Source organism: Pyxidicoccus xibeiensis, from assembly GCF_024198175.1.
Taxonomy (GTDB): domain Bacteria; phylum Myxococcota; class Myxococcia; order Myxococcales; family Myxococcaceae; genus Myxococcus; species Myxococcus xibeiensis.
The window spans coordinates 94683-119274 of record NZ_JAJVKV010000017.1; the positions used below are offsets into that span (position 1 = coordinate 94683).

Annotated in this window: 22 protein-coding genes; 16 read left to right on the forward strand and 6 right to left on the reverse strand. The window is 71.1% G+C overall.

Annotated features, from left to right (window positions below):
• Positions 1-23: 23 nt before the first annotated feature.
• Entirely contained in the window at positions 24-1217 is a 1194-nt protein-coding gene (locus LXT23_RS42785; protein WP_253986267.1) for a BMP family lipoprotein, read from the reverse strand.
• A gap of 77 nt (positions 1218-1294) precedes the next feature.
• On the opposite strand from LXT23_RS42785, the gene LXT23_RS42790 reads away from it, so the two are divergent.
• Positions 1295-2599, forward strand: coding sequence for a thymidine phosphorylase (locus tag LXT23_RS42790; protein WP_253986268.1), 1305 nt, complete (start codon positions 1295-1297; stop codon positions 2597-2599).
• Positions 2600-2681: 82 nt separating this feature from the next.
• Here the strand turns inward: LXT23_RS42790 and LXT23_RS42795 are convergent, their stop codons facing one another.
• Positions 2682-3233, reverse strand: a complete 552-nt coding sequence (locus LXT23_RS42795; RefSeq protein ID WP_253986269.1) for a hypothetical protein — start codon at positions 3231-3233, stop codon at positions 2682-2684.
• Positions 3234-3559: 326 nt separating this feature from the next.
• Here LXT23_RS42795 and LXT23_RS42800 point away from each other — a divergent pair, with 326 nt between their 5' ends.
• The 4 genes from LXT23_RS42800 to LXT23_RS42815 all read left to right on the forward strand — a co-directional run bounded on the left by LXT23_RS42800 (position 3560) and on the right by LXT23_RS42815 (position 6370).
• Complete coding sequence (locus LXT23_RS42800) at positions 3560-3970, forward strand: SET domain-containing protein-lysine N-methyltransferase (RefSeq protein WP_253986270.1); 411 nt, start codon at positions 3560-3562, stop codon at positions 3968-3970.
• Positions 3971-4183: 213 nt separating this feature from the next.
• Positions 4184-4552, forward strand: a complete 369-nt coding sequence (locus tag LXT23_RS42805; protein ID WP_253986271.1) for a PilZ domain-containing protein — start codon at positions 4184-4186, stop codon at positions 4550-4552.
• A gap of 39 nt (positions 4553-4591) precedes the next feature.
• Complete coding sequence (locus tag LXT23_RS42810) at positions 4592-4996, forward strand: cytidine deaminase (protein WP_253986272.1); 405 nt, start codon at positions 4592-4594, stop codon at positions 4994-4996.
• A 27-nt stretch (positions 4997-5023) separates the two neighbouring features.
• Complete coding sequence (locus LXT23_RS42815; RefSeq protein WP_253986273.1) at positions 5024-6370, forward strand: 5'-deoxyadenosine deaminase; 1347 nt, start codon at positions 5024-5026, stop codon at positions 6368-6370.
• Between the two features lie 29 nt (positions 6371-6399).
• On the opposite strand, the gene LXT23_RS49930 is transcribed toward LXT23_RS42815, so the two are convergent.
• The gene (locus tag LXT23_RS49930) at positions 6400-7776 is read right to left on the reverse strand and encodes an ATP-binding protein (RefSeq protein ID WP_323379146.1); all 1377 of its coding nucleotides are present in this window, start codon (positions 7774-7776) and stop codon (positions 6400-6402) included.
• Between the two features lie 244 nt (positions 7777-8020).
• Here LXT23_RS49930 and LXT23_RS42830 point away from each other — a divergent pair, with 244 nt between their 5' ends.
• Genes LXT23_RS42830 through LXT23_RS42840 form a run of 3 tightly spaced genes read left to right on the forward strand, consistent with a single transcriptional unit; the run spans position 8021 to position 10772 of the window.
• The gene (locus LXT23_RS42830) at positions 8021-8758 is read left to right on the forward strand and encodes a PspA/IM30 family protein (protein ID WP_253986274.1); all 738 of its coding nucleotides are present in this window, start codon (positions 8021-8023) and stop codon (positions 8756-8758) included.
• A gap of 7 nt (positions 8759-8765) precedes the next feature.
• Entirely contained in the window at positions 8766-9953 is a 1188-nt protein-coding gene (locus LXT23_RS42835; protein ID WP_253986275.1) for an ABC transporter substrate-binding protein, read from the forward strand.
• 54 nt (positions 9954-10007) lie between these two features.
• Entirely contained in the window at positions 10008-10772 is a 765-nt protein-coding gene (locus LXT23_RS42840) for a hypothetical protein (protein ID WP_253986343.1), read from the forward strand.
• A 17-nt stretch (positions 10773-10789) separates the two neighbouring features.
• Here LXT23_RS42840 and lepB read toward each other — a convergent pair whose 3' ends face one another.
• Entirely contained in the window at positions 10790-11374 is a 585-nt protein-coding gene (gene lepB, locus LXT23_RS42845; protein WP_256561707.1) for a signal peptidase I, read from the reverse strand.
• Between the two features lie 83 nt (positions 11375-11457).
• On the opposite strand from lepB, the gene LXT23_RS42850 reads away from it, so the two are divergent.
• The 7 genes from LXT23_RS42850 to LXT23_RS42880 all read left to right on the forward strand — a co-directional run bounded on the left by LXT23_RS42850 (position 11458) and on the right by LXT23_RS42880 (position 20886).
• Complete coding sequence (locus LXT23_RS42850; protein ID WP_253986277.1) at positions 11458-11685, forward strand: hypothetical protein; 228 nt, start codon at positions 11458-11460, stop codon at positions 11683-11685.
• 208 nt (positions 11686-11893) lie between these two features.
• Positions 11894-13561, forward strand: a complete 1668-nt coding sequence (locus LXT23_RS42855) for a hypothetical protein (protein WP_253986278.1) — start codon at positions 11894-11896, stop codon at positions 13559-13561.
• Positions 13558-14259, forward strand: coding sequence for an ABC transporter ATP-binding protein (locus LXT23_RS42860; protein ID WP_253986279.1), 702 nt, complete (start codon positions 13558-13560; stop codon positions 14257-14259). The genes LXT23_RS42855 and LXT23_RS42860 overlap by 4 nt, the downstream gene beginning before the upstream one ends.
• Positions 14256-15536, forward strand: coding sequence for an ABC transporter permease (locus LXT23_RS42865; protein WP_253986280.1), 1281 nt, complete (start codon positions 14256-14258; stop codon positions 15534-15536). Before LXT23_RS42860 ends, LXT23_RS42865 begins: the two co-directional genes overlap by 4 nt.
• Positions 15533-16336 carry a hypothetical protein gene (locus LXT23_RS42870; RefSeq protein WP_253986281.1) on the forward strand — a complete coding sequence of 268 codons (804 nt, stop codon included), beginning with the start codon at positions 15533-15535 and terminating at the stop codon, positions 16334-16336. Before LXT23_RS42865 ends, LXT23_RS42870 begins: the two co-directional genes overlap by 4 nt.
• Positions 16337-16457: 121 nt before the next feature.
• Positions 16458-19055, forward strand: coding sequence for a serine/threonine protein kinase (locus tag LXT23_RS42875; RefSeq protein ID WP_253986282.1), 2598 nt, complete (start codon positions 16458-16460; stop codon positions 19053-19055).
• A 73-nt stretch (positions 19056-19128) separates the two neighbouring features.
• Complete coding sequence (locus tag LXT23_RS42880; RefSeq protein ID WP_253986283.1) at positions 19129-20886, forward strand: ATP-binding protein; 1758 nt, start codon at positions 19129-19131, stop codon at positions 20884-20886.
• Between the two features lie 5 nt (positions 20887-20891).
• Here LXT23_RS42880 and LXT23_RS42885 read toward each other — a convergent pair whose 3' ends face one another.
• On the reverse strand, positions 20892-21953 hold the full coding sequence (locus LXT23_RS42885) for a L,D-transpeptidase family protein (protein ID WP_407692951.1): 1062 nt from the start codon (positions 21951-21953) through the stop codon (positions 20892-20894).
• Between the two features lie 225 nt (positions 21954-22178).
• Between LXT23_RS42885 and LXT23_RS42890 the strand changes: the two genes are divergently transcribed.
• A complete protein-coding gene (locus LXT23_RS42890) occupies positions 22179-22571 on the forward strand; it encodes a hypothetical protein (protein ID WP_253986284.1) in 393 nt (130 codons plus the stop codon).
• Here LXT23_RS42890 and LXT23_RS42895 read toward each other — a convergent pair.
• Complete coding sequence (locus tag LXT23_RS42895) at positions 22552-24480, reverse strand: LysM peptidoglycan-binding domain-containing protein (protein WP_253986285.1); 1929 nt, start codon at positions 24478-24480, stop codon at positions 22552-22554. The two genes, LXT23_RS42890 and LXT23_RS42895, sit on opposite strands and share 20 nt — an antisense overlap.
• Between the last annotated feature and the right edge of the window lie 112 nt (positions 24481-24592).

The window sequence follows — 24592 nt, forward strand, 5'->3', positions numbered from 1 at the left end:
CTTGTGGATGTCTCTGAGGGAAATCAGGGCGCGGCAGCCTGGAAGGTGGCGAGGTCCGCCGGCACGGCCGGAACCACGAGCTGCCCCGAGACGATGCGCTGGCGCAGGGCCTCCACCTTCTGGAGCGCCTCCGCCTTGCCGGCGATGTCCAACCGCACCTCGGCCATGCCGACGCCGTTCTCCTTCAGGCCGAGCACCTGCTCGCCAGCGGAGAACTTCCCGTCCACCAGGTCCTTCGCCGCCTGGTAGATGGCCAGGTCGGTGTGCTTCATCATCGACGTGAGGATGGCATCCGGCGCCACGTGCGACTGGTCCGAGTCCACGCCGATGGCATACACGGCCTTGCCCGCCGCGCGCGCTTCCTTCACGGCCTGGATGACGCCGATGCCGTCCGCGCCCGCCGCGTGGAAGAGGATGTCCGCGCCCTTGGCGATGAGGTCCTGGGCCACCTGCTTGCCCGCGGCCATGTTGTTGAAGCTCCCCGTGTACACGGACAGCAGGCCCTGGGCGGCCTGGGGGTTGGTCGTCTTGACGCCCGCGCGGTAGCCCACCTCGAAGCGCTGGATGAGGGGCACCTCGATTCCACCCACGAAGCCGACCTTGTTCGTCTTCGTCACCAGCCCGGCCAGGGCGCCGACGAGGAAGCTGCCCTCCTGCTCCTTGAAGAGGACGGTGCGCACGTTGGGCAGCTTCAGCGCCTTGCCCTGCGCGTCCAGCACCTGGCTGTCGATGAGGAGGAAGTTCGCCTTGGGGTTCTCCTGCGCGGCGGAGCGCACGGCGTTGGCCAGCATGTAGCCGTTGCCCACGGTGAGCTGGGCGCCCTGGTCCACGAGGAGCTGGAGGTTGGGGGTGTAGTCCTCCTGGGCCTTGCTCTGGAGGACCATCGGCTTGATGGGCAGGGGCTGGATGGTGCTGGCGAGGGCCGTCAGGTGGGGCGGGAGGGTCTGGCGGACCTCGTCGGGGGTGGCGTCCACGTACTTGCCGCCCTCGTAGCGCTTGCCGGCCGCGTACAGCTCCAGGCCCCGGAGGGCGGCGTCATTGAAGGAATGGTCTCCGCGCCCGCCCACGTCGATGACGAGGCCCACGGGGATGGGCTTCTTCTGCGCCTGGGGGGCGGTGGCGGCCCCCGGGGGGGCGGCGGGGGACGGCTCTTCCTTCTGCTTGGAGCACGCGCACAGGAGCGCGGCGAGGGCGAGGACGTGGAGGCGGAGCATCATGGCCCGCTATCTACCAGATGAAGCCCTGCCTTTCCCGGAGTGCATGGGGGGCTGGGTTCCTGCTATGGGCTGGCCCCGTGCAACCCTACGAGCTCATCAAGGCGAAGCGGGATGGTGGCCGGCTGGACCCGGCGGACATCCGCGCGTTCATCCAGGCGTATACGGCGGGGACGGTGGCGGACTACCAGATGGCGGCCATGTGCATGGCCATCTTCTTCAAGGGACTGGACTCCCGGGAGCTCGGCGCCTGGGCGCGGGCCATGCTGGAGTCCGGCGAGGTGCTGGACCTGTCGGACACGCCGGCGGTGAAGGTGGACAAGCACTCGACGGGCGGGGTGGGCGACAAGGTCTCGCTGAGCCTGGCGCCGCTGGCCGCCGCCTGCGGGGTGCCGGTGCCGATGATTTCGGGCCGGGGGCTGGGCCACACGGGCGGGACGCTGGACAAGCTGGAGTCGATTCCCGGCTTCAATGTGAATCTGCCGACGTCCGAGTACCGGCGGCTGGTGCGCGAGGTGGGCTGCTGCCTGATTGGCCAGACGGCGCAGGTGGCTCCGGCGGACAAGAAGCTCTACGCGCTGCGCGACGTGACGGCGACGGTGGACTGCATCCCGCTGATTGCGTCGTCCATCATGAGCAAGAAGCTGGCGGAGGGCATCGACGCGCTGGTGCTGGACGTGAAGGTGGGCAGCGGGGCCTTCATGAAGCGCGACGAGGACGCGCGGCTCCTGGCGCGGACGATGATTGGGCTGGGCGCGGAGATGGGGAAGAAGGTGGTGGCGCTGCTCACGGACATGGACCAGCCGCTGGGGCGCAAGGTGGGCAACGCGCTGGAGGTGGAGGAGGCGGTGGACATGCTCCGCGGCGAGGCTCCGGACGACTACACGGAGATTACCTACGCGCTGACGGCGGAGATGCTGGTGCTGGGGAAGAAGGCGGCGACGGTGGAGGAGGCGCGGGAGAAGCTGCGCAAGGTGGTGGAGGACGGCAGCGCGGTGCGCAAGCTGAAGGAAATCGTCCAGGTGCAGGGCGGAGACCCGCGCGCCATCGACGACTACTCGCTCCTGCCGCGGGCGCGGTCCACGGTGGACGTGGTGGCGCCCCGGGACGGGTGGGTGACGTCCATCGATACGGAAGGCGTGGGGCTGGCGGGCGTGGCGCTCGGCGCGGGGCGGCAGCGGACGGACAGCAAGATTGACCCGGCGGTGGGCTTCACGCTGCTGAAGAAGACGGGCGAGAAGGTGACGCAGGGCGAGCCCGTGGTGCGCGTGCACTACAACGACGCGGGCCCGGTGGAGGACGTGAAGGCCCGGTTGCTGGCGGCGTACCGCTTCGGCGACGCGGCGCCTCAGGCCCGGCCGCTGGTGCGCGAGCGGGTGGAATAGCGGAAGTCCATGCTGGCTGGCGACGTGTCAGGACGCACCTTCCGCCAGCCAGAACGGGGCTCGGGAGTCATTCCTGCACGATTCAGGTGCCCCCGCCCAAGCTGGAGCTGTCGCGCATCACGGCTTCGGTCTGACGCGCCTCGAGCAGTCCCTGTAGCTGCCCGATGATGCGTATCGCGATGCATGCGTTCATCAGGAACAGGGCCTGTGCCGCGACCCCCACCAGGAGTCCCGTGGGAACCATGCTCGCGTCAGTGCGGAACAGGTCCTCCTGGATGAACAGCGCGAGCTGCCCGGAGATCAGCGTCACCCAGTAGATTGGAAGCAGCCACTTTTCGGAGTGTCCTCCAAGGGCCGTGCGAAGGTCGCGGATGCACACGTGGGTTACGAAGACGCTGACCAGGGGGATGCACGCGCCGAGCACCGCCCCTATGGGACTCAAATCGATCAGGCCAAGCGTCCTCGTGCGCTTCACCGTGGAGTACAGCCACAGCAGGAGCAAGAGGACGGTGAGGATGCTGACCGGTCTGGACAGCGTTTCAAGGCCGAGGATGAAGGCGTCATAGCGCTCTGCGTCCTCGGTACGGGGCACTCCCTCGTCGAGCCGGAGGAAGAGCCAGAGGGGCGGGCCCATGGCCACGCCAGAGGCCGCGCCGCCAAGCCCCGTGAAGAACCGCGCCAGCCAGGCCACTATTGCCCTGGGTGGCGACTCCTTGCGTCGCCACTGCTGACACTCCGGGCAGAGCCCGTCGCCCAGCGCACAGCGCTCGCAGGTGAACCGCCCGCAGCGCTGGCACGTCCCCGTCGAGACTCGGCCAGGGTGCTCCGGGCAGATGGCTACAGGAGCGGGCGCGAGGGGCTCGGGCTGCATGGTCGTGACCCGGATACTACCGCGTTCAGCGCTTCACCCGGCCCCGGGAACGCGCCATCTTCCCGGACGGAGGTGCCCCTCAGGGGACCATGAACCAGGGCGCAGCGCTGTACATCCATCCGGGCGTGAAGGTCCGGCCGTGCGAGTGGGGCTACGGCGTCTTCACCGACGAGTTCATCAAGTCCGGAGACATCATCGAGGAGTGCCACTACCTCAAGGTGCTCCACAAGCACGCGCGGCACCCGCCGCTCGATGACTACGTCTTCCAAATCAAGTGGGGTGAGAACGAGGAACACCGCGAGGGGGACTGGGTCGCCCTCGTGATGGGCTTCGGGATGATCTACAACCACGCCCAGGAGCCCAACGCCGCCTACTACCGCTCCAAGGAGCGGGACCTCTTCACCTTCCACGCCACGCGAGACATCCACCCCGGCGAGCAGATCTGCATCAGCTACGGCGAGGAGTGGTGGAAGTCCCGGAAGCAGGAACTGCCCCGCTGAGGCCCAGGCCCGGCCCGGACTCCGGGCATGCCCCCATGTCACCCAGGGTGCGACGGGCCCGCCCGGGGGCCGGATGAAGAAACCGCCGATTTTCCCGGACTCCACTGCCGGGAGGCCCGCGTATGATGCCCGGCGATGGTGTACGACGAAGCTGAAGGACACGGCGGGGGCCGTTTGCCAGCTGGCCCGATGAGTGGCAGGGAGGCAACGGCGATGGCCGAGAGGAACGACTCGATGAGCGACAAGGCCGAGGACCGGCGAGATTCTCCCCGGGTTCCCATGCGCCTGAGGGTGCGCCGGGCAGGCAACTCGGGGCCCTTCGAGAGCCAGGAGGGGGACCTGTCCCTGGGCGGCTGCGCCTGGCAGGGCTCCGGCCTGGAGGCGGGGGCGAAGGTGGAGGTGCGCTTCAAGCTCCCCATCCTTCCCGACGAGGTGGAGGCGACGGGGGAGGTGCTCCAGGTGAGCCAGGGGGCCCAGGGCCCCTTGGCTCACGTGCGCTTCCTGGACCTGCCGGTGGAGGCGGAACTGGCCATCGCCCGGCACCTGGATGACGTGCTGCGCTCGGGCGGCGGTACCCGCTAGGCGCGCGGCTGGACCGGGACACGCGAAGAGGAGGCCGTCATGGCGGATGACATTCCCTGGGAGCGCCTGTTCGAGGAGGCCGCGCGGGTGCGCTCGCGCGCGCACGTGCCGTACTCGCGCTTCCCCGTGGGCGCCGCCGTCCTCTATGCCGACGGCGCGGTGGTGGCCGGCTGCAACGTGGAGAACGCCACCTACGGCCTCACCGTGTGCGCCGAGCGCAATGCCTTCGCCGCCGGCGTCGCCCAGGGCCACACCCAGCCGGTGGCGGTGGCCATCGTCGTGGACACACCCGAGCCATGCCCCCCGTGCGGCATGTGCCGGCAGGTGATGGCGGAGTTCGGCCCGGCCGACCTGCCCGTGCGCAGCCGCACCCCGAAGGGCGGGGAGGCCCGCTACTCCCTGGGCGAGCTGCTGCCGCACGCCTTCACCAAAGACTTCCTTTAATCCTTCCGAGAGAGCCCGAGCACCCAAGTGGACCTGCTCCTGACCGGCGGCACCGTGGTGACGATGAACCGCGAGCGAGAAGTGCTCGTGGAGGCGGACGTGCTCGTCCAGGACGGGCGCGTCGCCAGGGTGGGCCGGGGCCTGAAGTCCCGGGGGACGCGGCGCGTGGTGGACGTGCGGGGGAAGGTGGTGCTGCCCGGCCTCATCCATGGCCACCTGCACGCCTGTCAGACGCTGTTCCGTGGCCGCGCGGACGGGCTGGAGCTGCTGGACTGGCTCCGCGAGCGCATCTGGCCCTTCGAGGCGGCGCACGACGCGGCCTCCATGCGCGCCTCGGCGGACCTCACCTTCGCCGAGCTCATCCGCTCGGGCGCCACGGCGGCGCTCGACATGGGCAGCGTGCACCACTACGACGCCGTCTTCGAGTCCGCGCGGGACTCCGGGTTCCGGCTGGTGGGTGGCAAGGCGATGATGGACGCGGGCTCGGCGGTGCCCGACGGCCTGCGCGAGAGCACCGCCGACTCGCTGGCCCAGAGCCTGTCGCTGCTGGAGCGCTGGCACGGCTCGCACGAGGGCCGCCTGCGCTACGCCTTCGCCCCGCGCTTCGTGCTGTCCTGCACGCCGGAGCTGCTGCGCGAGGTGGCGCGGCTGGCCCAGCACCACGGCGTGCGCATCCACACCCACGCCAGCGAGAATGCGAAGGAGACGGAGGCGGTGCGCCAGTACACCGGCGGCCAGGACAACGTCGCCTTCTTCCACAAGGTGGGCCTGTCCGGCGCGCACGTGACGCTGGCCCACTGCGTGTGGCTGTCCCAGGAGGAGCAGGACATCCTCCGTGAGACGCGCACCGTGGTGTGCCACTGCCCCGGCTCCAACCTCAAGCTGGGCTCGGGCATCGCCAAGGTGCCGGAGCTGCTGGAGGCCGGCGTGGCGGTGGCGCTCGGCGCGGACGGCGCGCCCTGCAACAACACGCTCGACATCTTCCACGAGATGCGGCTCGCCTCCGTGCTGCACAACCCCCGCGTCGGGCCTCGCGCCATGACGCCCCTGCGCGTGCTGGAGATGGCCACGGTGCACGGCGCGCGGGCCCTGGGCCTCGAGGACGAGGTGGGCTCGATTGAAGTCGGCAAGCGCGCCGACCTCACGGTGGTGGACGTGAGCGGCCTGCACGCGGGCCCCGCGCCCGAGGACGTGCTGGCGCCCCTGGTCTTCTCCGCGCGCGGCAGCGACGTGACGCACGTCTTCATCGACGGCAAGGCCGTGCTGAAGGACGGCGTGCTCACCACGCTGGACGCGCCGGCGGTGCTCGCCAGCGCCAACGCCCACGTGGAGCGCATCCTCCGCCGCCGCAAGAAGCGCGCGCGCGGGAGCTGAACCTCCAGAGCCTGGGCCGCGTCGCGGCCTCAGGCCGGCAGCCGCACCACGAAGGACGTGGGCCAGCCGGGCGTGTCCTCCACCGAGAGCTGCCCGCCGTGGGCCTCGGTGGCCAGGCGGCAGAAGTACAGCCCCAGCCCGTAGCCCCGGCGGCTGTCCTTCTCCGCCTCGCCCTGCACGAACTTGTCGAAGATGCGCGCCCGCGTCTCCGGGGCGATGGGCGGCCCGTCGTTGCGCACCGCCAGCCAGCGGCACTCGGGGGCCACGCCCGCCTCCAGCCGCACCCTGCCGCCGGTGGGCGTGTAGCGCAGCGCATTGCTGGCCAGGTTCTCCACCACCCGCACCAGCAGCTCCGAGTCGCCCACCAGCTCCAGGGCCTCGGGCGCCGCCACGTCCAGCGTGAGCTTGCGCGCGCGGGCCGCGCCCTCCAGCGAGCTGCGCACCTCCTCCAGCAGCCGGTCCACGCGGAAGGGCACCCGGCGTGGCTCCAGCCGGCCCTCCTCCAGGCGCGGCACGTCCATCAGGTCGGAAATCATCCGGTCCAGCCGCGCGGTGACGGCGAGGCCCGTGCGCACCGAGTCGGACAGCACGCCCTTGCCCGGCGGCAGCTCCTGCTCCATCCACGACAGCGTCATGGTGAGCGCGGACAGGGGCGAGCGCAGGTCGTGTACGAGGAACTGGTTGAGCTGCTCCTTGTCCCGCTGCAGCGCCTGGAGCTCGGCGTTCCGGGCATTCGCGTCGCTCAGCATGCGCTCAATCGTCTGCCGTGCCTCCTCCACCTCCTGGAAGCGCCGTGCCTCCAGGGCCCGGTCCACCTCCACGCGGGTGAGGGCCACCGCCAACTGCCGCAGCCGCCCGGTGCCGTAGTGACTCACCGCCGCCACCATCACCAGCGCCACCACGGCAATGGCCACCGCGCCCCAGCCAACGCCCGCCTGCCGCATCAGCGCGCCCTGGGCCAGCGCGGACAGCAGCGCCGTGCCGTAGACGACGGACGGCCGCAGCGTCAGCCCGCTCAGCGCCACCACCAGCGAGAACAGCCCCAGGCTGAAGCCCGCGACGCCGGAGGGGAAGGGCGAGATGGGCATCGCCACGTGCTGGAGCCAGTAGACCAGCGCCACGTCCACCGGCGCCTGCACCACTCCCAGCCACCGCGCCTGGGGCCGCCGCCGCAGGACGAACAGCAGCGCCGCCACCCCCAGGTACAGCGCCAGCACGGGCGGGTAGGGCGCCCAGTCCATGCCCCCCATCCACCACAGGGCGGTGCTGATGGTCAGGAAGAGGGCCGCGCCCACCAGCCGCACCGCCGCGCCCGCCGCGAGCACGCCGCGCCGCTGGGCGTCCACCGCCCGCTCCAGCGCGTCTTCAAAGGCTCCGGAGGCGCTGGGAGGGGGAGGCGTCGACACGGGAGCGAGGGTTTTCCCCGCTTCCTACCCTCCGGGCAAGCGCCACGAGCGGGGGCCGGGAGGGCGGGTCCGCCGTGCGGGCGGCTTCCGTTCCGGCCGTCCGGGCAGGACTTTCATACGGCGGGCAATGGCCTTAGGTGGGAGCGCGTAGCAGTTGTCAGAGTGTGGGACTGTGGCTGCTTGCGCGCCCCGGGTATCGTGTAAGGTGGCTGCAAGTTGGGCTGGATGGAGGTAGACCGCCGACATGTGGGAAAGATTCAAGAGGGCAATGCGTAGCTTCGCCGGCTTCTTCGTCTCCTCCATCGAGGACCCGGAGCTGATTCTCGAGCAGAACGTCAGAGACCTGAACGACCAGGTCCCGAAGATGAACGAGTCCATCGCCATGGTTCGGGCGAACGTGACGCTCCTCGAGAAGGAGAATGCCAAGTACCAGGAGGACGTGCGCTCGCTGACGGCCAAGGTGAAGGCCGCCATCCAGGCGGGCCGCGACGACCTGGCCGCGCAGTACGCCGGCAAGCTGCAGATTGAAAAGGACGCGCTCGGCCGCAACGAGATGCAACTGGCCACCGCCCGCCAGGCCTACGAGAAGGCCCTGACGGTGAAGAAGGCGTTCATGCGCGAGAAGGAGCGCAAGACGCAGGAGGCGATGAACGCCATCCGCGAGGCGCGCCGCGCCAAGTGGCAGGCCAAGGTCGCCGACACCATGGAGTCCTTCACCGTCGCGGGCATCGACTCGACGCACGACGAGATGCTGCGCAAGGTGCAGGAGAAGTCCGCCGTCAACGAGGCGCGCATGCAGATGGCGCTCGAGGGCGTGGACCACATGGCGGCCAACATCGAGGAAGAGGCCGAGAAGATCCAGGCCAACGAGCTGGTCAAGCAGATGAAGATGGAGATGGGCCTGCTGGACAGCCCGGCGCCGGTGTCGGACGTGAGCGGCGGCGCGGAGAAGACCATCGGCAAGAAGGTGGGGGTCGAGTAGGCCTTCCGTGAAGCTCCATCGCGGTCCAGGGCTCTTCCTCTTCTTCACCCTCTGCCTGCTCGGCGCGGGCTATGCGCTCGCGTCGCGCCTGGGGTACCTGGACCGCTTGCAGGAGCGCTTCTTCCCGGCGGCGCGGGAAGCGGTGCGGCTGTCTCCCGGGGACTTCCCCGCCGGGGTGGCCGCGCCGGTGGCGGACGTGGCCTCGGTGCCGCTGCGGCCGGTGCTCATCGGCTTCACGCCCCGGGGCTCGGCGTCGGCGCTGCTGGTGGCCACCGGCGGCGCGATGACGCTGGACAACCCGGTGCCCCCACCGGGCGCGGCGCAGGGCTTCCTGAAGACGGCCTATGCGCTGGACGCGCGCGCGGTGCTCTTCGCGCGCGAGGAGGAGCTGCGGCAGGCGCTGGCCATTGGCGGGGAGAACGGCGGGGTGGACATGGCCGCCCTCTCCGTGGACCGGCTGGCCTCCTGGGCCCCGTCGCTGCGGGACGCGGCGCCCCGCACCCTGCTGCTGGTGGGCCGCAGCCGCGGGCAGGAGGCGCTGGCGGCGGTGGGCGTGCCGGACCTCGCCTCGCTGAGGGGCAAGCGGGTGGGCGTGTACCCGTTCAGCTCCTCGCACTACTTCGCGCTGTGGGTGCTGGCGCGCGCGGGGCTGCGGACGACGGACGTGAGTTGGGTGGACCTGCCCTCCACGCTGGACGCGGGCCGCGCGCTGCGCGAGGGCCGGGCGGACGCGGTGGTGGGGCTGTGGGGCGACGTGGAGCTGGCGGCGAAGGACAGGGGCGGGGCGGTGCTGGCCACGACGGCGGATGCGCCGCACCTGGTGGCCACGGTGCTGGTGGCGCGCGGGGACTTCGCGGCGCGCTACCCGGACGCGGTGCGCCGGGTGCTGCGCGGACTGTTGGATGCGGGGCAGAGCGTGCTGAAGGACCCCACGGCGGGGGCACGCATGCTGGGCGAGGTGGCGCCGTACCTGGGGGACCCGATTGAGGCCATCCGCAGCGCGCCGCCGGCGACACTTGCGGACAATCGGGCGTTCTTCGGTCTTTCCGGAGAGGCGCCCGTCACTTATGACGAGCTCTTCCAGAGCGCTGCCGCGCTCTTCCAGAAGCTCAAGCAGGGGCCGCGGGTTCCGCCCGCGGAGGACACGAGGGACCTGGGCGCGTTGAAGTATGTGTCGGAGGCGCGAGGCCCGTAAGGGAGCACGGACGTGGCGAAGAAGTCGCCGAACTACATCAAGGCCGCATTCCTGATGCCCGCCAACCTGGTGGGGCTCGGCACCGCGGCGGCCTCGGCGGCGATGACGGGCGAGCCGCTGCCCGCGCTGGTGGCCCTGGGACTGGAGGGCCTCTACCTGGGCGTCCTGTCGTCCATGTCGCGCTTCCAGCGGGCGGTGCGGGCCAAGACGCCCGACGACCCGGAGGCCGCGCGCAAGCAGGTGGACGCGCTCCAGGCGGACCTGGCGCCGTCGCAGCGCGAGCACTACCAGCAGCTCCTGGGACTGAAGGAGAAGATCCTCGCCAACTACCGGAAGCTGCCGGGCGGCAAGGTGCTGGAGGCGGACAGCGAGCCCCGGCTGGACGCGCTGCTCACGTCCTTCCTGCGGCTCATCTCCACGCTGAACCAGTACCGCTCGTACCTCAACAGCTCCGACCGCGAGCACCTGGAGCGCGAGGTGCGCGAGCTGGAGGACGACCTGGCGCGCGAGCAGAACCCGCGGCTCAAGGACGTGAAGCAGAACCGCGTGGACATCCTCCGCAAGCGCCTGGCGCGCTTCGAGCAGGCCAGCGAGAGTCGCGAGGTGGTGAGCCACCAGCTCGCGGGAATCGAAGACCTGATGCGGCTGACGCACGAGCAGTCGATTGCCATCCGCGACCCGGAGAGCGTCAACCGCCAGCTCACCGTGCTGAGCCTGGAGGCCGAGGCCACCGAGGAGTCCGTGCGGCAGATGGAGCAGTTCCTGGAGTTCTCCGAGGAGACGCGCGGCCCGCTGCCGCATGGCACGCGGGTGCGGTAGGCCTTTCGCCACGCAGCTCAGGGGCGCCCGGCGCGCTCCAGCGGCCAGAAGCGCAGCCACGCGCGGCCCAGGACGTACTGCGCCGGCAGGAAGCCCCACGCGTGCGAGTCGGCGCTGGCGTTGCGGTTGTCGCCCAGCACGAAGTACGTACCCTCCGGCACCCGTGACGGGCCCCAGGTGTAGCTCGCGGGCTCGGCCACGTAGGGCTCGTGCCGGGGCTGGCCGTCCACGAGCACCTTCCCGTCGAGCACCTGCACCACCTGTCCCGGCACGGCGACCACCCGCTTGAGCGAGTAGCGCGGGGGCTCGGCGACCGTCTTCGCGAGCTGGGGCGGGGGCGCGAAGACGACGATGTCCCCGGCCTCCGGCGCCCGGAAGCGATACGTGAGCTGGTCCATCACCACGCGCTCGCCCACTTGGAGCGTCGGCTCCATGGAGCCGGAGATGACGCGCAGCGGACGGACGGCGAAGGTGCGCAGCAGGACCATCCCCACCACCAGCAAGGCCAGGAACGCGAGCCCCGCCCAGGGCCTGCGCCGCGGTCGGGGGGGCTGCGCGGGAGTGTCCTCCCGCCTCCGTTCGGCTTGCGCGGCAGCCACCATTCCACGGTCTCCTGGGTAACTGTTGTAGACTGCGTTACGGGATGGACGCTCCATCCCCAGCCGTTCCACGAGAGGAAGATGACATGATGAAGGCACTGAAGATGGGGCTTATCGGCATGGCATTGGGCGCGGCGGCGGCGTTGGGGGCGTCCACCCTGGGCGCCGAGGAGGCCAGCGCGCAGGTCTGCTGCACCCGGTGCTCCCCGATAAGGGACCAATGTGTCGCGAAGTGTGAAGGCGACCTCCAGTGCCGGATGGTCTGCCAGCTGGCGCAGCGGGACTGCACCATGAAGTGCGACCGCAGCTGCTGACCGGGACACCGTGAGACGACCCGGGCGTGCCGGCCAGGCCCGTCATGCCCGTTCGGCACCGGGCCGGCGCCTGCCCGGCTGGAGGTAGAGCGGCCCCACGCCCCGTGTGAGCCGGACGCGGACGGGGCCTGTCCGTCATCCGGCTCCCGGTCCACAGGCCCCTCACGAATAAATTGACTCTCCGGCCCAGCCGTCCTGTCCTGCTGGCATGTTCCGCCGAGCCTGGCTTCCGACCCTCTTCCTCGTGCTCGCCCTCGCGGGCTGCTCCCGCTGCGGCAAGGAGGCCGGCCCCGGTGGGCCTGGCACCAGCGCCGCGGGCCCCGCCCGCTACCTGCCTCGCGATGCACAGGCCGCCGTGGTCATCAATGACCTGGGCGCGCTCGGAGAGAAGCTGGCCCGCTTCCAGAACCTCAAGGTGGCCTCGTTCGCCGCCCAGCTCCAGAACTTCTCCTCCGCGGAGGGCTACGTCAGCGCGGTGATGAAGCAGGTGGGCGTGGACCTGCGCAGCCGCCAGGCGCTGGAGGCCGCCGGCATCGCCCCCGAGCGCGGCGCGGGCGCGGCCTTCCTCGGCGGCAACCGGGCCGTCTCCATCGTCGGCACCAAGGACGCCGACAAGCTGCAGGAGACCTTCGGCAACTTCGCGCGCACCCGCCTGGGCGCGTCGGAGCAGAAGAAGACCTCGGTGGACGGCGGCAACCTCGTCACCTTCAGCCGCCCCGGCGCCACCGAGCCCGCGCTGGGCATCCTCTTCCTCAAGGGCACCGACTACGCCCTGCTGGGCGCCGGCGCGTCGGTGGCCAGCCTGGGCACGCTGGCCACCCAGCCCGTGGAGAAGTCGCTCGCGAGCGAGCCCGTGCTGAACGCGTCGCTCCAGCGGCTCCCCTCCGAGCGCGACTTCCACGTGTGGCTGCCCGGCGGCACCGGCGCCTTCATCCCCGCCGGCAGCGTGCAGGGCCTCACCCTCACGGGCCGCATCGAGGAGCGCGCGGTGACGGTGCACGCGGACGCGCCGTGGCCGGACACGCAGGCGTCGCTGGCGGCGCTGGAGCCGGTGAAGGCGGGCGCCAACCTCCTGGGGGCGCTGCCCGTGGACAGCTTCCTGGTGGCCCGCTTCAGCGGTGACCCGTCCCACCTGGACGGCGCCTGGCCCTACCTCGCGGGCGGCTACATCACCCGCGCGGTGCAGAAGAGCGGGCTCGACATGAAGGCGGAGGTGCTCGACAACCTCAAGCCCGGCATGGTGCTGGGCATGTCGCTGTCGCCCACGGTGCAGCTGGGCGCCGGCATGCCCGCGCTCGATTTGCGCCGCACCAACCCCTTCCGCTTCGTGCACCTCGTCGCGCTGGCGGACACGGAGGACGCCGCGAAGACGCAGGCCACGCTGGAGAAGCTGCCCGCCATCGCCGGCGACTTCGGCGCCAAGGTGGAGCCCGCCGACCTCGCGGGCCAGCGCGTCTACCTCACGTCCTACCGGGCAGGGGAGGGCGCCCACTTCGCGCTCGGCCCCAACGGGCGGCTGGTGGTGGCGGCGCCCAAGGCCCAGCTGGAGGCCACGCTGGCCTCGCTCGCGAAGCCGGCCGGTGGCGACGGCCCGGTGGCCGAGGACCTGAAGGACGCCGGCAAGGACGCGGCCTTCAGCGTGGTGCTGGACCTGAAGCGCCTGTCGGACGCGGTGAAGAACCTGCCCTCCGAGGCCTGGGGCATCGGCGGCTTCGCCATCAAGGCCACCACCGTGCGCTGGCTGGAGGCCACCGACGACCTGCGCGCGGTGACGCTGGCCGTGTCCCGCAAGGACAAGGCCCTGCAGGCGGAGATGTCCCTGCGCCTGACTCCGGCCGCGCCGGGCTCCACCACCACCCAGCCGGCCACGCCTTGATTCACGCGCGCGACATCGTGAAGGAGTACGTGGACGGGGATGGCACCCTGGTGCGCGTGCTCGACGGCATGTCCCTCGAGGTGGCGGACGGGGACTTCGTCGCGGTGGTGGGCCCGTCCGGCAGCGGCAAGTCCACGCTGCTGCACCTGCTGGGCGGACTGGACGTGCACTACAAGGGCGAGGTGGAGGTGGGCGGGGTGAAGCTCGGCAGCCTCGACGACAAGGCCCTGGCCCGCTTCCGCAACACCCACGTCGGCTTCGTCTTCCAGTCCTTCCACCTCATCCCCAACCTCTCCGCGCTGGAGAACGTCCTGCTGCCGTCGCACTTCGGCGCGCCGCAGGCGGACGCCCGCAAGCGCGCGGAGGCCATGCTGGAGCGCGTGGGCCTGGGCGCGAAGAAGGACCGCGCCCCGGTGCGCCTGTCCGGCGGCGAGCGCCAGCGCGTGGCCATCGCCCGCGCCCTCTACGGCGGGCCGAAGCTGCTCTTGTGCGACGAGCCCACCGGCAACCTGGACTCGGCCACCGGCGACGGCGTCATCCAGCTCTTCAAGGAGCTGCACCGCGAGGGCCTCACCGTGCTGGCCGTCACCCACGAGGAGCGCATGAGCGCCGCGGCCCGGCGGGTGCTGCGGCTCAAGGAGGGCCGGCTCGTGGAGGAGCGCGCCGACCTGCACCTGGCCACCCGAGGTGCCCCATGAGGCTGGACGCGCTGGCCCGCCTGGTGCGGCTGAGCCTCGCCCGCGAGCGCAAGGGCGCCTTCTTCTCCGCCTTCGGCGTGGCCATGGGCGTGGGCGCGCTCGTCTTCTTCCTGGGCCTGGGCCTGGGCGTGGGCCGCGTCATCCGCGAGAAGATATTTCCCACCGACGCGCGGCTGGTGGACGTGGTGCCCTCGGCGGTGTCGCTGGGCTCGCTGCTGGGCGGCGGCAAGCTGGACGCGGCCACCGTGGAGCGGCTGGCGGCGCTGCCCGGCGTGGAGGCCACCTACCGGAAGATGAACGTGCGTGTGCCGGCCGTCACCCGCTACGACGGCGTCTTCTTCGGCACCAAGCTGCGCATGGGCCTGGAGGTGCTCGCCGTGGGCGTGGAGCCCGGGCTGGTGAAGGGCGACGTGCAGCTGGGCGAGTTCAAGGACGGGGGCGAGGGCCAGCCCATCCCCGCGCTCATCTCCACGCGCCTCCTGGAGCTGTACAACAAGACGTTCGCCCCGGCGCGCAAGCTGCCGCAGCTGTCCGCGAGCATGCTGGTCGGCTTCGGCTTCCCTGTGGAGTTCAACCGCTCCTACGTGGCGGCCTCCGCGTCCGGGCCCACGCGCATGGCGCAGACGCAGGTGGTGGGCGCGTCGGACCGGGCCATGTTCGCCGGCATCACCATCCCCCTGGAGGCGGCGGTGCGCATCAACCGCGAGTCCGGCGTGGACGCGGACAGCTACTCGGGCGTCACCCTGGTGGCGAAGGACCCGTCCCAGGTGCCCGCCCTCATCGACGCGGTGAAGGGCATGGGGCTGGAGATAGACGACCAGGAGCGCCGCATGGCGGAGAACACGGGCGCGGCCGTGGCCCTCATCACCGCCGCGCTGGCGCTGCTGTCCATCCTCATCTGCCTGCTGGCGGCGGTGAACATCGCCCATGCGCTGTCGGCCTCCGTGCGCGCCCGCGCCAAGGAGATTGGCGTCATGCAGGCGGTGGGCGCCTCGCGCTCGGACGTGCGCGGCATCGTCCTGGCCGAGGCCGCCGTGGTGGGCCTGGCCGGAGGCGCCGCCGGCACCGCCATTGCCCTGCTCATGGCCTTCGGGGTGAACCGGCTGGCCACCGGCTACCTGCCCAACTTCCCCTACAAGCCCGACAGCTTCTTCTCCTTCCCCTGGCCGGTGGTGGTCGGGGGCGTGCTGCTGGGTCTCTTCGCCGCGCTCGTCGGCGCCTACTTCCCCAGCCGCCGCGCCGCCGCCACCGACCCGGCGCGCACGCTCGCCGGATGACACTCCCTTCGCGAAAGGCCCTGCTCGGCAACGCGTTCTGCCTGGTGGCCCTGGGGTGGATCTACGGCGGCGACCTGGCCGACGCCGTGCGCGCCCGGAGCGCGGAGGTGGCCGCCTTCACCCTGCTGCCCTCGCCGGTGCTGCCGGCGGTGGTGCTCGCGCTGACGGCGCTGGGCACGCTGGTCGTCGCCGCCGGCCTGGCGCGGGGGCGGGTGGACGACTTCAAGGGGTACCGGCTGCTGCCCATCCTGCTGGTGGGCGCGCTCTTCGTGGACCTGGTGCTGGCGGAGAGCCGCGTGCCCCTGGCCTCGGTGGACATCGCCTCCATGTCCCTGCAGCGCTTCCACCAGCTCGCGCAGGAGCTGACCACCGAGCAGGCCGTGCCGGACGACCCGCGGGTGCTCCAGCCGCTGCTGGAGGAGCTGGGCAGGCCCCCCTACCTCGTGCGTGGGGAGCCGCTGCAGAGCTGGACGCTCCAGGTGCGCAAGGACTGCGAGGGCCCGGTGCGCGAGGCCCCGGGTGTCCGCCCCGGGACAGTGCTGTACTGCGTCGCGCCCGAGCGCAAGGGCGCCTGGGTGACGGCGGTGGGGCTCCCCGGGGAGCAGCGCTTCGGCGACCCCGCCGTGGTGTCCGTCGGGGGCGAGACGCGCTTCCTGCTGGTGCGGCCCGTGCCTCCCGACGAGGACGCCCCGGGCGGGGCGTTCCGTGACAACCCGGTGTCACCGGAGCCGGTGCCTCCGGAGCCGGTGCCTCCGGCGGCCGCGCCCCCCGACGCGGGCACCTCGAGTGTCCAGCCCTGAGCGCCGGAGCCTCGCCCACGGCCCGCGCCTGCCTGCCTGCCCTTCTTCGGGAGGGGCTTCCGTGTGGTTGACCCTGCGGAGCCGCGATCGCTAGGCTCCTGATGAACGGACCCTCCCCCACGTGACGACCACTCAACCGAAGCGGCAGCCCATTCCCTTTGGGAAGTACCTCCTTCTGGACCGCATCAACATCGGCGGCATGGCGGAGGTGTGGCGCGGGAAGCAGTTCGGCGCGAGCGGCTTCGAGCGGCTCGTGGCCATCAAGCGCATCCTGCCCAACATCGCGGAGGACGAAGAGTTCATCTCGATGTTCATCGACGAGGCGAAGATCAGCGTCCAGCTGACCCACGCCAACATCGCGTCGATCTACGAGCTGGGGCAGATCGCGAGCAGCTACTTCATCTCGATGGAGTACATCCCCGGCAAGGACATGCGGGCCATCTTCGACCGGTGCCGGAAGAAGGGCGAGCCCGCGCCGGTGCCGCTGGTGGCCTTCTGCGTGTCCAAGATGTGCGAGGGCCTGGACTACGCCCACCGGAAGAAGGACGGGATGGGGCGGGACATGAACATCGTCCACCGCGACATCTCGCCGCAGAACATCCTCATCTCCTTCGAGGGGGAGGTGAAGGTCATCGACTTCGGCATCGCCAAGGCGGCGGGCAAGGCCACCAAGACGCAGGCCGGCATCCTCAAGGGCAAGTTCGGCTACATGAGCCCGGAGCAGATCCGCGGCCTGCCGTTGGACCGGCGCTCGGACGTGTTCGCCATCGGCGTGTGCCTCTACGAGATGCTGACCGGTGAGCGCCTGTTCGTGGGCGACAGCGACTTCAGCGTGCTGGAGAAGGTCCGCAAGGCGGAGGTGCCGCCGCCCTCCACGTACAACCGCCGCATCCCGGAGGCGCTGGAGAAGATCGTCCTCAAGGCCCTGGCCAAGGACGTGGACGAGCGCTACCAGTACGCCAGCGAGCTGGGCGACGACCTGCAGCGCTACCTCATCACCAGCGAGACCATCTTCGGCCGCAAGGACCTCATGCAGTACATGAAGTCCACGTTCGCCGAGGAGGTGGAGCGCGAGAAGCAGCGCCTGTCGGAGTACGCGGACATCAAGCCGCCCGACGGGATGCTGGCCGCGCTGGAGGCGGCCTCCTTCAACAGCATGCCGGGGCAGCCCTCCGCGGCTGCGCTGGCCGCCGCACAGGCCGCCGCGCAGCAGGCCGCCGCGCAGCCTCCGGTGGCCGTGCCCGTGGTGCAGCCGATGGCCCCGCTGCCGGCCCGCGCCACCGCGTCGCTTCCGCCCGTGTCCGCCGGAGGGGTGCGCCGCTCGCCCACGCTGGCCGCGCTGCCGAAGCTGACGGCCGCCACCGCCGCCCCCGCGCCCAAGGAGGACGAGGTCCAGGCCACGCAGCTGGTGTCCAGCGACCACGTCTTCGACGACAGCCCGGAGCCCACCACGCAGCCGGGCGCCGCCATCGGCCGCGCCGTCACGCCGCTGGAGTCGAAGGCCGTCCAGCCGGAGGGCGAGGACGAGGAGCCCATCACCGGCAAGACGTCGGTCATCGGGCCTCCGGCCTCCTCGCAGCTGCCGTCGGCCCCGCGCCTGTCCCAGGCGAACATGCCGGTGACGGTGCCGCCGCCTTCGCTGTCGCCCGCCATGCCTGGCCGCGCGTCCGTGTCCATGCCCACGCTGTCACCGGTGGACGCCTCGCCGCCCACGCTGCGTCCCGGCGGCCGGGGCAGCCAGGGTGGAGACGGCCTGCCGCGCATCGCGCGGGATGCGCCTTTGGACGTGTCCCCGGGCCATTCGCGCACGTCGCAGCCTCCTTCGGTGGCCTCCAGCCGCAACGCGCCGCAGATGGAGGACGAGGACGATGCCGACCAGGAGCGCCCCACGGCCGCGGTGCCCGCGCTGGCGCCGCGAGGCCCGGACAAGCGGGTGCTGCTCTACGCCGGAGGCGGCCTGGCGGCGCTGCTCGTGCTGGTTGCCGTGGGCTGGGCGCTCATGCGTCCGGGCGACGGCTTCATCATGCTGGACCTGCAGGGCGTCCCCGCCGCGGTGCGTGACAACGCGCAGGTGATGCTCGACATGCAGCCGGTGCCCGTGGAGAAGGGCAGCCTGACGCTGGTGAAGACGGTGCCGTCCGGCAAGGTCTCCGTCGTGGTCAGCGCCGAGGGCTACAAGACGTTCACCCGGACGGTGGACGTCGCCGAGGGCAAGGACGTCACCTCGCTCGCCGTGGTGCTGGAGAGCCTGTCGCCCGCCGCGACGCTGATGCTCGTCACCCAGCCCGACGACGCCGAGGTGAAGGTGGACGGCAAGGTGGTGCGCGCCCAGGGCAAGTCGGACGCGTTCATCAACGACGTGCCCGTCGTCGGGCCGGAGTGGACGGTGCAGGTGAGCGCTCCGGGCCACAAGTCCCAGTCCCGGCAGGTGGCCGTGTCCGGCGGTGGCCGGGCGCAGCTGTCCGTCAAGCTGGAGCCGGTGGTGACGAAGGTGGCCGTCAAGGTCGAGTCCCGGCCGGCTGGCGCCACCATCTTCGTGGACGGGAAGGAGCTGGGGGACGTCACCCCGGCCACCATCCAGGTGCCCTCCACCGCCCGGCAGCTGCTGCTGAAGCTGAAGTGCCACGACGAGGCCGCCGTGGACGTGCCAGAGTCGGGTTCTGGGCAGGAGCCGGCCACCGCGCGCGTTGCCCTCAAGAAGGTGCGCGGCTGCCGCTAGCCCCAGGCCCGCTCCCAGCAGGGGAGCGGGCGGCCTGCTCCCCGGACGGTGGAGCGAGAGGAGGCGTGTGTCTGTGAGCAAGGTGCGCAAGGTCAACAAGGCGGATCCGCTGGCGGACCTGCCCCGGTGGGCGCAGCAGCTGGCCCGGAAGTACTACACGAAGACGGTCAGCACCTTCCTGCTCTACGGGGCGGTGAGGGACTTGCAACCGCTGCAGATGGAGGACGGCGGTCGCGGCTTCGGCACCCTGAGGACGTTCCTCTCCGAGGAGCTCTTCGGCGGACGGGACCACGTGCTGTTCTACGACCGCTCGTCCGGCATCCGCTCCGCCACGCCGGACACGCAGAAGGACCTGCAGCGGACGATGTCCGGCTACGACGCCATGTACGGCACGGACTACTCCAAGGTCATGCCGAGAGACCCGGGCCGGGCGCTCCAGATTCTGGAGAACTTCCTGCGCATGCGGGTGAGCGAGGGCAAGTCGCTGGCGCTCATCATCGACTTCGCGGAGACGCTGGTGCCGGGCGGGGAGATTTCCCACCTGTCCACCGAGGACCGCTTCGTGCTGGCCACGCTGGACAAGTGGGCGCATGACCCGCAGTTCCTCGCGGGCGACGTCTCCATCGTCCTGCTGGCGGAGAACCTGGCGGACATCTCCCCGCGCATCAGCCGCAACCCCTACGCCGCGCCGATTGAGCTGCCCCTGCCCGACGAGGAGGAGCGGCTGGAGTACGTGCGCTACAAGCTGGAGGGCAAGCGGCTCCAGTCGCTGTCGGACGTGCCGCTGGCGGGCCTGGCGAAGATGACGGCGGGCCTGTCCCGCATCAACCTGGACCGCGTGCTCACCGAGGCGCTGGAGCGGGAGATTCGCATCACCCCGGAGCTCCTCAAGGAGAAGAAGAAGGAGATCATCCAGGCGGAGTGCCACGGCCTGCTGGAGTTCATCGAGCCGGTGCACAACCTGGACGCGGTGGCCGGCCACGCGAAGGCCAAGCAGATGCTGCGGCAGGCGGCCGGGGCCCTGAAGAAGGGGCGCCTGGAGGTCATGCCCATGGGCTACCTGCTCACGGGCCCCGTGGGCACGGGCAAGACGTTCATGGTGAGCTGCTTCGCCGGGGAGATTGGAATCCCCGTGGTGAAGTTCCTCAACTTCCGCAGCCAGTGGCAGGGCGTCACCGAGTCCAACCTGGAGAAGATCTTCAACCTGCTCAAGGCCCTGTGGCCGGTGGCGGTGATGATTGACGAGGCGGACACCTTCCTGGGCAACCGCGACAGCGGCGGGGACTCGGGGACGAGCAGCCGCGTGTTCGGCTCCATTGCCTCGTTCATGGGCAACACGCAGTACCGCGGCAAGATTGTCTGGTTCCTGATGACGGCGCGTCCGGACCTGCTGCCCATCGACCTCAAGCGTCAGGGCCGCGCGGAGGAGCACATCGCGCTCTTCTACCCGCAGACGGACGTGGAGCGGGACGAGCTGTTCCAGGTCATGTCCAAGAAGACGGGCGTGTCCGTGGAGGGCATCGAGTCCTTCTCCGCGATGATTCCGGCGGGCGTGCGCCAGTTCAGCGGCGCGGACATCGAGGCCGTCATGGTGCGCTCGAAGTTCCGCGCGCTGGCGGACGGCCGGGATGCGGTGACGAAGGAGGACCTGACGCTGGTGCTGGAGGACTTCGTGCCCCCCAGCTACCCGCTGGAAATCGAGCTGCAGAACCTGGCGGCGGTGCAGGAGTGCACCAGCAAGGAGCTGCTGCCCGAGAACTTCCGCAAGCTGGACCGCGACTTCATCACCCGCCGGGTCCGCGAGCTGAAGGCGCTGCTCGAGGAGCAGTAGCCGCCTCAGGACACCCGCACCGGGATGCCCAGGTGCGGGTCGTCCACGTGCTCCACGATGGCCACGCGGTCTCCCGCGGAGAGTGCGTCGTGGAGCACGAGAATCGCCTCATTCGAATGGCGGATGCAGCCGTGGGACACGTCCGTGCCCAGCAGGGCGGGGGCGCTCGTCCCGTGCAGCTCCTCTCCTGAATGCGTGGAGCGGCGGCCGTCCGCCCAGGACAGGTCCAGGATGCGCACGCCGAAGACGTGCCGGTCGTTCCACAGCCGGGCGCCCGCGGCCTCGGCGGCGACCTGGTCCAGCTTCGCGCGGACGACCTTGAGCCCGGTGCGCGTGGGCGTGGCGGCGGCGCCGGTGGCGTTGGGGAAGATGTCCGTGAGGCGGCCGTCCGAGTCGAAGAGGAAGGTGCGGTGCTCGCGCAGGGCCACCACTACGCGCACGGGCTGGCCGGCGTAGAAGGGGGAGGGCAGGCCCCGGGACTGGCCGCGTGCGCCCGGCGCGGGGGCCAGGGTGTCCAGCGCGCGCAGGGTGGCGGCGTCCAGCGTGCCGGTGGGGCGCACGGCGGGGAAGGCGCGGGAGGCGTGAGCCTGGAAGTTCCGGAGGGCCCGGGCGGTGTGCTGGCCGTACCGGCCGTCCGCGCCGCCGTGGAGCGCGAAGCCCATGTCCAGCAGCGTGGCCTGCACGGCGCGCAGGCCGTCTCCGTGCGTACCCGGCCCGAGCACCCGCTGGCCCGAGGCCACGTCCGCGAGCTGCGGCTGGCCCGTGAAGCGTGGGTTGGCGGGAGGCTCGGGGAGGCGGGGCGGGAAGGGGACGAGGGCCGCGCCCGGCGGCTCCGCTGCCAGGCGCGAGGCGTGGATGGCGGTGTCGGCGAGCGGCTCGGACAGGCGGGGCGGGAAGGGGGCGAGGGCAGCGCCCAACTGCTCGGCAGCCCGGCTCGAGGCGCGGATGGCGGTATCGGCGAGCGGCTCGGTGAGGCGGGGCGGATTGATGAGCCGCGGGCGGCCCGGCGGCTCCGCAGCGCGGGGCAGGGTGGCGACGTGGGAGTCGACCCCAACGTTGGCGGGCATCCCGTAGGCCGGACGGGCATCCAGTGGATGGCTTGCATTCGCCGCCAGGGCACGAGGCTTCAGGGCCGGCGGCGGTTCCGCCTCCGAGACAGGCGCCGTCGATGGCCTGGGCTGGGTGTCAGGGGTGGGGAGGAGGGCGCGTGAGTCATGCTGCGAGATGGGCGTGGTCATGCACCCCCTCACTGCAAATCACCCGCCCGACTCCGGGCAGGAGTCGGCCCGACGATGGCTGAAACCCCGACCACCAAGTTCCTGAACGTCGACCTCGAGCTTCGTTGCGAGTCCGGGCTCCTGGACCTCGTCCGGGTGCTCGAGCCCCACTGCGTCGTGCTTCACGAGACGCCCCGGTTCGCATGCCTGGAGCTCGCCACGCACCCTCGCACCGTGGAGGAGGCGTTGCTCGGGTTCGGCGCGCTCATCCAGGCGCTTCCAGGGGCTCCCCGTGCCACCTGGGAGCGCTGCGAGCAGCGGAGGTTCGACATCGGGATTCATGCGGGGCTCCAGCCGCACTCCACGCCGTTCGGCTTCTCCTCGCGCGCGGTGCGCATGCTGGCGGACCTCGGGGCGGAGGTCGGCTTCACCGTCTACGCCCCGGACCTCACGGCGCGCTCAGGTTGAGCTGCCGGCCCACGGGGATGGTGCGGTGGTCCTTGATGTTGTTCCACCGCATGATGTCCTCGACGGTGACGCCGTAGCGCTGCGCCACGGACCAGAGCGTCTCGCCGTTGGCCAGCGTGTGCACCCGGCCGCCCGGCTTCGCCGCCGCCACCGTGTGCTTCGCCACCACCGTGCCGGAGCGCTCCTGCACCTGCGTCACGCCCGCGCCGTCCGGCCACACGTACAGCAGCGAGCCCACCTGCAGCGTCGGCGTGCGGCGCCCCAGGTTGTTCCACTTCTTCAGCTCGTCCACCGACACGTTGAACTTCGTGGCAATCACCCAGAGGCTGTCGCCCGACTGCACGCCGTACGTCACCCGCGTGCGGCCGTTCACCTTCTCCGTCTTCACCGGCCCCGTCGCCACCGGCCCCTTGGGCGTGCCCGCCGGCACCTCTTCCTCCGGCCGGTGCACCACCACGCCGCTGCGCCGCGCCTGCGCCACCTTGCTCGCAATCGCCCCGCCGCTCTTGCCCGCCGGCACCGGAATCACCAGCTCCATGCCCAGCTTCAGCGTCCGCGCGCTCTTGAGCTGGTTCATCTGGAGGATGGCCTCCGACGCGGTGCCGAACCGCTCGGCAATCTGCGACAGCGTGTCCCCGCGCTTCACCTTGTGGACCTTGAAGGACAGCCGCTCGGTGGGGGAGATGCGCTTGTAGTTCTCCGCGAACTGCGTCCCCGCACCCCGGGGCAGCCGCAGCTTGTACGGCTTCTTCTCGCTCGCCGGCGGCGTGCACCAGCGCTTCAGCTCCGGGTTCAGGTCCTGCACCGCCTTGACGGGTACCCCCGCCGCGCGCGCCACCACGTCCAGGTCCGCCGCGTCCGTGAGCTCCGCCTCGTCGAACTCCAGCACCGGCTCGGGCTCGAACTCCGACTCCGAGAAGCCGAACGCCGACGGGTGCTTGGCCACCAGCGCCGCGGCAATCAGCTTGGGCACGTAGTGCTTCGTCTCCTTCGCCAGCCCGCGCTCCTCCGACAGCACCCAGAAGTCGTTCGTCCCGTGCCGCTCCACCATCCGCCGCACGCGCCCGGAGCCCGTGTTGTACCCGGCCCACGCCAGGTACCAGTGCCCCAGCTCCCGCTTGAGGTCCTTCAGGTACGACGCCGCGGCGTGCGTGGCCTTGATGGGATCTCTCCGCTCGTCCACCCAGAAGTCCTGCTTCAGCCCGTACTGCTTGCCCGTGCTGGAGATGAACTGCCAGGGCCCGGCGGCGTGCGCCCACGAGTACGCGTGCGCGGAGAAGCCGCTCTCAATCATCGCCAGGTACACCGTGTCCTTCGGCAGCCCGTACTGCTCGAGAATCGGCTGCATCACCGGCACGTACCGCGCCGCGCGCGACATCCACTTGCGGAACCAGCGCCGCCCCGGCCCCTGGAAGAACTGGATGTACTGCGCCACCAGCGGCTGCATCTCCACCGGGATGTCGTAGCGGTCCTGAATCTGCCCCACGTCGAACGTGGCCACGTCGGTGATGAGCGGCAGCGGCGCCAGCGAGTCGTCCTCGCGGAACGTCGGCTCGTCCAGCGCGTCCAGCATCCGCATCCGCAGCGGGTTGGCCAGCCCCAGCCGGCGCAGCGACTGCATCACCTCCGCGCTGGGCCGGGCCGCCGGGTCCAGCGTCGCCCCCTCCAGCGCGCGCAGCTCCTCGAGCTCCGCGGACTCGGACTCCACCTCTTCACTGGTGGCCTCCGGCTCCTCCACCGCCGTCGGGGCCTCGGCCTCCGGCTCCTGGGGCACCTCACCCGTCAGCAGGCGCTTCTCGTCGGACGCCAGCACGCGCATGCCCGGAGGCGGGGGCGGCATCGGCGGGGAAATGCTCTCCGAGGCGGGAAGCGAGGCCAGGGTCAGCAGGAGCAGGGAGAGAGGCGGCATGGCGTCGCAGGTCCGGTGCGCCCAGAAGCAGGCGAAGGCCGAAGTATTCGCGCTTTTTCTTGACAGTCAAACAAGGAGTCGCCGCGTGTGCCTGTTCGCCGGACGCCGCGTG